The sequence below is a fragment of the Haliscomenobacter sp. genome (assembly GCF_040403615.1).
Lineage (GTDB): Bacteria > Bacteroidota > Bacteroidia > Chitinophagales > Saprospiraceae > Haliscomenobacter.
In genome coordinates this window covers 1-2,773 of the sequence record NZ_JBBAKG010000240.1, presented here as the reverse complement: position 1 = coordinate 2,773, position 2,773 = coordinate 1, and the positions used below count along the sequence as shown (strand labels likewise).

2 protein-coding genes are annotated in these 2,773 nt (G+C 49.6%); both read left to right on the top strand.

From position 1 onward, the window contains the following. The first annotated feature begins 383 nt into the window (after positions 1-383). Complete coding sequence (locus ABW391_RS29220; RefSeq protein WP_353485440.1) at positions 384-617, top strand: hypothetical protein; 234 nt, start codon at positions 384-386, stop codon at positions 615-617. 83 nt (positions 618-700) lie between these two features. Beyond that, positions 701-2,668, top strand: a complete 1,968-nt coding sequence (locus ABW391_RS29215; protein WP_353485439.1) for a DUF3857 domain-containing transglutaminase family protein — start codon at positions 701-703, stop codon at positions 2,666-2,668. Positions 2,669-2,773: the final 105 nt, after the last annotated feature.

Here is a 2,773-nt window from a genome sequence, read left to right as displayed (position 1 = left end):
GCAGCTGGTCGCGCAGCTTGGCAATGTCGCGCTTGAAGGTGGCCGGCGAGATCTCCAGCTCAGCCTGAATGGTCGCAGCAGACATGGCGCCGCGGCCTGAAAGCAAGCCCTTGTAACGGTACAGTCTCGCAATTTCACTCATGCCTGCTCCTGCCATTTGTGTTGATTTTCATTATTACAACTATTACAGACTTGAAGCTCTCAAGGTGAGCCCATGCACACAACTATTTGCGCTGTAAGTGCTGTATTTAGGAACAGGGCGGGGGCTCATGTGGTGAGCTTGTGATCGGCTTCAATTCACACTCGGACGCTGAAAAAAGACAACAAGGCAAAGCATGAACGAATCGGATTTTTTAAATGAAGTGGCGTAATCGATTGAACGCATGGACGAGGACGTACGGACGCATTTCCGCTCGGTAACACGCATGCTGATGGCTTGCTACCTGGACGATAGCCAGAAGGCGGCGGTTTTTGTTACCCGAGGTGAAGGCGAGACTGCTTCCCTGGTCTCTGTGAACGCTGACGACGAAGAGCTCAGCAAAATGATTTTCTTCATGAAAGAGCTGACGGGCGAGGCTATCTTGATCGACGCCGGGCGGCCTCAAGAGCGTCATTAAGCCTCTTTCGTGGTGCAGCCGGTTTTGAGCCGTTTTGCATGACGGGTTTGCGGGCGCAGCGTTTGGCTTGAAATTGAAAAAATATGGAAACAATGCTAAGAACCATGAAACCGCGCATGACAGAACAGAAAGTTGAGGTAGGACTCAACTGCCTTACAGATCAACCCATAACACGCGCCGCCTTGCTGGCGAGAACGGAATTGATGAAGCTTTTTTTCTTGGTGATCAGTTGCCTCGTATCGTTTGCCGCAGCAGCGTCGAGTGGTACAAAGCCGTTTGTACCTGTGTACACCTACGAGAAATATCACATCACTTATCAGGTGCGTGCTAATGGTGGATATGAGTCGACTACGGAGGTCCAACTCAAGATCAACACGCCCCAAGGTATCAGGTCAGGAGGCAGTCAATCTGTTGACTACATCGCTAGCCAAGATGAAGTGCTTTCGCTTGAGGCCTGGACAATCCAGCCTGATGGAACAAAGGTGCCTGTGCCTGAGTCGTCAATCCAGACCCAGGATGAACAATCAGATGAGTCTGCCGCCAAATTTAGCGACACCAAGGTTAAGGTCATCATCTTCCCGAATGTCGAGGCTGGGAGCAGTGTTTACTACAAGGCTCGGGTGAATCATCATTCCCCAACCTATGTGGGGCACTTTCACGATACGACAGTATTTTCGAACAGCACTATCTGGGCGGACGTCCGCCTGGACTATGTATTTCCGTCGTCCATGCGGATCTTTGAAGACAAGAAGGGCGTCTTGGGGGGATACCAGCGTGGGGATGGCAACTTCAACTACTACAGTTACCGGTACAGCACAGACGCAGCAGAACCCAGTCAACGTGGGCGAGTCAATCTAAGCGACTATTCAGACCGTGTATTTATCTCCACGTTCCCAGATATGGTGGCAATCGGTCAGGCTTATCAGGACACAGCAAAGCCAAAAGCCAGAGTCACTGAAGACATCAAGCGACTAGCAATCAAGCTGACTGATGGCGTAAAAGACGAGCGCACCAAGGTTAAAAAGCTTTACGAATGGGTTGCGTCCAATATCCGATACGTCTCAGTTTCTCTTGGTGATGGTCGACTGATTCCTCACTACGCACAAGACGTTTTGAAAAATCAATATGGGGATTGCAAAGACCATGTGGTTCTTTTGGAGGCGCTGCTAGATGCCGTTGGCATCCCAAGCAGTCCCGCGTTGATCAACCTAGGTGCTGCGTACAAGCTTGCAAGCGTCGGCGTCATACAACCGATTAACCATGTCATTACCTATATTCCGAGCCTAGATCTGTACCTGGACTCCACGGGTCAGTTCACGCCCTTTGGCCTTCTGATATTCGAAGACATGGACAAGCCGACAGTACTGACAGCTCTTGGCAAGATTGGTCATACACCGCGCATGAATTCAAATGAAAACGTAGGTACGGTTCAATCAAAACTGAAAATTGATCCTGATGGCGTGATTCATGGGACCTCAACCGTGAACTACCAAGGTGTCCCGGAGATTGATTCAAGAAGAAATCGCTTTTATGAAAAGAGCAGGTCTGAGCAGCAGGTCGTAAAAGAGTTGCTGCAACGATTCAACGAGACGGGCGATGGTTCGATGGATTTCCCAGAGCCAGAGCGGATTGACCAGCCATATTGGATTCGTGCAAAGTTTTACTTGAACCCCGTGACCAACATTCTAGGCCGGGGCGGGATGATGGTTCCCGTCGGTATGGGGCCTGGTGGTATTGCTTGGGCAGGAGCTGATCAACCGCTGGTAAAAGACTTTGCTCACACCTGTAGATCACAGACGCATCTGGAATCATATTCAATTGAATTCCCAAAGAGCGTAAAGATTGATGGCGTACCGCAGGCGGTTAGGTTCAAAAATGAGGTGGTCAGCTATTCCTCAAGCTACACCGTCAAAGATCGAGTGGTGGAAGTAAAGCGGGCACTTCAGATTCAGCACAAGCGGTCTGTCTGCGGCCTCGAAGAGAATAAGCTTTGGCGCTCTTTTCACAAGGTATTGCAGAAAGATCTGCGGTCCCAAATTTTTTACAAATGAGAAAATTGAAATCGTAAGTGGGTATACAACTCCACTCACTAAAGCTAGTTACTCTTAGACCAACTCCACTGCAGCTTTCAACTGGCTTGGACTGCTATAAAGATA

Excerpts from the sequence above, each read along its gene's own strand:
- ABW391_RS29220 (WP_353485440.1), top strand. The coding sequence starts at position 384 with ATGGACGAGGACGTACGGACGCATTTCCGCTCGGTAACACGCATGCTG.
- ABW391_RS29215 (WP_353485439.1), top strand. The coding sequence starts at position 701 with ATGGAAACAATGCTAAGAACCATGAAACCGCGCATGACAGAACAGAAA.